The following is a 4,586-nucleotide window of genomic DNA, read 5'->3' as shown; positions in this document are numbered from 1 at the left end:
GCATGAAAAAGCGCGTCGCCGCAAAACGCCAGGGCGGGCGGCGCGGCGGTTGGACTGCGAGTAACGCGAATCGCAGCCCCTCGAATCAGCGCGATCCGAACCGCAGCGCCTCTACTCGGGGCGCCCCGACTGGCAGCGATCCGATTCGGAATGCGTCGAGACTCAACACCTCAGGTGAAGGTGCGCCCACGCTCTGAGCCGCGGGCGCACAATCGGCGGACGTCGCCGGGTCAATAAATCGCGGGCACATAGTGAGCCCAGCGTGCACATCCCGAATCGAGCGTGCGCTGAGCCGTGCCGGCGCAGCCTGGGCCGAGAGTGGGCGATGTGACCCGGGGCGGTCGGAGGGGTGAAGCGGTGGCGGGGTCAGTCCGAGGGGTCGGACTCGCGGTAGTGATCGATGAAGTTGCTGCGGGTGGTCGCGTGGAGCTCGCGACTGAGGTCACCGGCGCGATCGCCGTCGCGCTTCTCGACGGCCGCCGTGATTCCGTGGAGGAATTCGAGCGCCTGCTCAGGGGTCCGCAGGTTCTCCCTCGGAGTGAGGAACCGTGTCAGTTTCAACGAAAGGGTCTCGGCCTTCGCGCGCAACACCGCATTCGGCGACGCGGCGACCAGTACGAGGAAGTACTCGCGGATCGCCTGCCCGAGGGCGACGGCATCGTCGCCGTCCACCGCCTCGCTCACGAGCACGAGCCGACGTCTCAGCTCGTCGATCTGCTCATCCGTCAGATTCGCGGTGTTCGTCCGCGCGATGTGCTCGTGGATCGCCCCCGTGACGAACAGGCCCTCGTTGACGGCTGCGATATCGATGGGGGCCACACGTGTGTGGCGGTGCGGCACCAGCTCGACCACGTCTTCTTCGGCAAGGCGGTTCAGCGCCTCGCGGATCGGTGTGCGCGACGATCCCAACCAGGTCATCAGCTCTTCATCATGAAGCACCTCGCCCGGCTCGAGTGTGCCGTCGAGAATCGCACCCAGGATGGTGTCATAGACCTCGTCGCGCAACAGGCGGCGGGGCTGGGGGGCGTCGGTCGTGGGCATCAGGCCCCCTCGTTCTCGGATGCGGTCGTCTGCGCAGCTGCAGCAGCTTCGGCCGCGTCGCGCGCCAGCACGCTCGCGGCTCCCGCCGTGAAGTACGCCCGGGTGGCATCGGCTGCCGCATCCGCTTCTCCTGCTGCCGCCGCAGCCGCCAGTGCATCGAGTGCCGCCGAGGTGTCGGTCGCGTCGAGGGCGCCGGGGCGGGCCGTGATCATGCGTGTGACGTGGGGCACGGACTTCTCGCGTATCCGCTGCACGTGAGTGTTGCGGTACCGGTCGATGAACACGCTCATCAGTGCATCGACGATGCGTGCGCGCTCCAGCGCGTTCTCCGTGCGACTCACACGATCGTGCAGCTCGCGGATCTGAGAACGATCTTCGTCTGTGAGCAGAGCGACGGATTCGCGAACCGTCGCGGAGTACACGACGCCGAGCATCTCCATCTCTTCGGCGAAACGTGTGGAGTCGAGCGGAGCGATCCGCGTGCCGCGTTGAGGGGCGACCTCGATCAGGCCCATGCCCGCGAGCCGATTCACCGCCTCACGGATCGGCGTACGGGAGGCGCCGAGCCACGTCTCGAGCTGCTTGTCTGAGATCGGTTCGCCGGCCGCCAGGTCTCCCGACACGATCGCGTCGAGAAGAGAGTCGAAGATCTGGTCCCGCAGCAGCTTGCGCGGCATCCGCGCGGGAGTAGTCGGCACTGGCATACCTTTATGCTAACCGGAAGCCGTGTGAATATCTAATATATCGACAAGTCTCGGGCGGGTCAGCGGGGGTCGCCAGGCGACGTCAGTGAGCACCGGCACCACGAGACAGCCCGGCGTCGCGAGTCCGCCACCGGCCGCATTCGCTCACGCCGCCAGGGCGAGGCGAGTTCCCTCCCAGCGAGCAGCGGCGACGTCTCTCGCGATGTCGGCGATCTGCGCGCTGGCACTGCCGTCGCCATACGGGCACGGCTTCTCGTCGAGATCGTGTTCGTCAGCCGCGAGCAGGAGGTTCGCAGCGGCGGCGATGTCCTGCTCGGGAGTGATGAGCTGCGCGAACCCGGCGTCGATCGACTCCGGCCGCTCCGTGCTGCGCCGAATGACCAGCAGCGGCTTCCCGATGACCGTGCACTCCTCCTGCAGTCCTCCGGAATCCGAGACGAGCAGGGCGGCGCGAGACGCCAGGGTCAGGAACTCCTGGTGGTCGGCGGAGTGGGAGAGCAGCATCCGATCCAGCAGATGAGTGAGGTCGAACCGCGCCGCTGCGGCACGGGTGCGCGGGTGGGCGAGCAGCAGCACGGGAACGGCGATCTCTGCGAGGGATTGGAGCACTCTCGCGAGCGCGGCGCGAGTGTCGGTGTTCTCCGGCCGGTGGATCGTCGCGAGCGCGAAGCGCTCGGGCACGCGACCGAGCGGGAAGAAAGGGGTGATGGATGCCGGGCCGCGGCTCAGTGACTCCCGGGTCGCCTCGACGATGGTGTTCCCGGTGACGACGATCCGCTCGGCCCCGACGCCCTCACGGCGCAGGTTGTCGGCGTTGTGCGCGGTGGCGGCACAGTGCACATCCGCGAGCACTGCGATGACACGACGATTCAGCTCTTCGGGCATCGAGCGGTCGTGGGAGCGGAGTCCCGCTTCGACATGGATCACGGGGATGCCGGCGTAGTTCGCCGCCTGGGCACCCGCCGACGCCGCATTCGTGTCGCCGTGCACGATGACGGCCTTCACCGGGGTGGCCGAGAGCACCTCGGTGAGTGCACCGATGGCTGTGGCGATCTGCGTGCCGCGATCCTTCCCGCCGACCCCCTGCAGCACGACGTCGGGCATCCCGATCCCGAACTGATCCAGGAACTGCCCCGACAGCTCGCGGTCGTAGTGCTGTCCCGTGTGAACCACGAGAGCGCGATCACCGAGCTCGGCGATGACCGGGGCGAGCTTGATGATCTCGGGTCGGGTTCCGAGCACGATCGCGATGTCCTTCGATTCCATGACTCTCTCAAATATTAGTTGATTTGTGGTTACCCATTAAGTATGTCATCCTCTAATCATCCAATATGTTAGTTACCCGAGAGAGGCGCACCATGCCGATGGGCTCCCTGGAAGAACAGCTGCGACCGCAGCTGCTCAGCGGACTCGCCTATGAGCGACTGCTGGAGGAGATCATCAGCGGACGCCTGCCGCCGGGGCATCGTCTGCGACTCGATCTGCTCGCGCACAGCTGGTCGGTCTCCCGCACTCCGGTGCGCGAGGCGTTGCAGCGACTCGCTGATCTGCGGCTGGTCCACGTGTCTCCGAACGCGGGCACTCGCGTCGCCGAGTGGACGATCCACGACATGATCGAGCGCGCCGAGATCATCGGTCGCCTTCTCACGATCGGCACTCTCGACACGGTGACGCGGAGGTCGGCCGACGCGGCCGCCGCCCCCGCCATACCGCTCACGCTTCCGCCGATGTCCGGGTGCGAACTGACCGACTACCTCGACGTGGCCGGGTTCCTGATCGAGCGAGAGTTCGATCGCCTCGGCGAGCGCGTTGTGCGGGACTACGCCGAGCCGCTTCGGCTCTTCCTCGCCGCTGAGACGATGCACCGCCACGGTGTCGACCTCGAGCCCGGTCGGGAACGCCGCCGCGCACTGCTGGGCACCGCCCTCGGATCCATCAGGCGCGATGATCCGGCCGCCGCCCACCGAGCCCTCTCCGCTCTGTCGGCCGCCGTGGTCGAGGCTCTCGAATCGGCCCCCGGCACCTCCGCGTGACTGCGGTCCCCTCACGCACGACCCACCCGCACGCCGCACCCCTACGACCCACCCATACGCACGATCCCTCACGCACGATCCGTGCATCACTCTCGTTCGTGGCGCCATGCGCCGCGAGCCGTCCGAAAGGCAGCACATGAAGAAGTCCACGAAGATCACCGCAGGGTTGCTGGTCGGTGGTGTCGCCTGGTTCTGCGCCGTCGCACCCGCGGGCGCACAGACGCCTGGCACGGCTGTCGGCACGCTCGCGCAGGGCAACTTCACGCTCGACGCTCTGGTCGTCGGCGCCCAGCCGACGATGACCGCGAGCGCCGCGGCCGATGTCGCCCTCCCGGCGGTGGGTGCGACCGGCACCATCAGCAGCGGAGGCCTCTGCCTGGACTATTCCGGTGCCGGCGAACCCGTCGCGGCAGCCTGCGACGGCTCGAAGAACCAGCTCTTCAGCGCTGAGCGCAGCGCTGACGGCGCGAGCTTCTCACTGAACGCGGTGAATCGGCCCGTCGAGACCCGTCGTCTCACGGTCGGGGCGTCTGCGACCGAGGGCAAGCTGGTGCTGCGCCCGTACACGACGGCGGGCACCCCGTGGCTGAAGACCGGCCTCGTGGCCAGCCACTCGTCGGTCGTGATCGATTCGGCATCGGCGGGGCCGCACCCCACGTTCGCGGGCATCGGGGAGCCGGGGCTCGTGATCGAGGTGCTGACGGATGACGGCACGGTCATCGCCACGGCGACGGTCGCCGCCGACGGCTCGTGGAGCGCGACGTCGACCCAAGACCTCACGTCGCAGTCGTACACGGTGACCGCGGTG

The 4,586-nt window shown here is 67.8% G+C and carries 5 protein-coding genes; 2 read left to right on the top strand and 3 right to left on the bottom strand.

The features are described 5' to 3' along the window. Nucleotides 1-366 precede the first annotated feature (366 nt). From J7E68_RS07110 to wecB, 3 genes are all read right to left on the bottom strand, one after another. Nucleotides 367-1,041 (bottom strand): GntR family transcriptional regulator, encoded by a 675-nt coding sequence (locus tag J7E68_RS07110; protein WP_215171196.1) that lies wholly within the window; start codon nt 1,039-1,041, stop codon nt 367-369. Continuing rightward, nucleotides 1,041-1,745, bottom strand: a complete 705-nt coding sequence (locus J7E68_RS07105) for a GntR family transcriptional regulator (protein ID WP_215171194.1) — start codon at nt 1,743-1,745, stop codon at nt 1,041-1,043. Before J7E68_RS07105 ends, J7E68_RS07110 begins: the two co-directional genes overlap by 1 nt. A gap of 144 nt (nt 1,746-1,889) precedes the next feature. After that, complete coding sequence (gene wecB, locus J7E68_RS07100; RefSeq protein ID WP_215171192.1) at nt 1,890-3,011, bottom strand: non-hydrolyzing UDP-N-acetylglucosamine 2-epimerase; 1,122 nt, start codon at nt 3,009-3,011, stop codon at nt 1,890-1,892. Nucleotides 3,012-3,103: 92 nt separating this feature from the next. Here wecB and J7E68_RS07095 point away from each other — a divergent pair, with 92 nt between their 5' ends. Together J7E68_RS07095 and J7E68_RS07090 are read left to right on the top strand one after the other, a co-directional pair. Beyond that, on the top strand, nt 3,104-3,778 hold the full coding sequence (locus tag J7E68_RS07095; RefSeq protein ID WP_215171190.1) for a GntR family transcriptional regulator: 675 nt from the start codon (nt 3,104-3,106) through the stop codon (nt 3,776-3,778). A 136-nt stretch (nt 3,779-3,914) separates the two neighbouring features. Further along, nucleotides 3,915-4,586, top strand: a 672-nt coding sequence (locus J7E68_RS07090) for an Ig-like domain-containing protein (RefSeq protein ID WP_215171187.1), incomplete at its 3' end; no start/stop codon positions are given.

Source organism: Microbacterium sp. ISL-103 (assembly GCF_018613995.1).
Classification (GTDB): Bacteria; Actinomycetota; Actinomycetes; order Actinomycetales; family Microbacteriaceae; genus Microbacterium.
The sequence above is the reverse complement of the archived record's forward strand: the minus strand, read 5'-3'. Positions and strand labels throughout refer to the sequence as shown.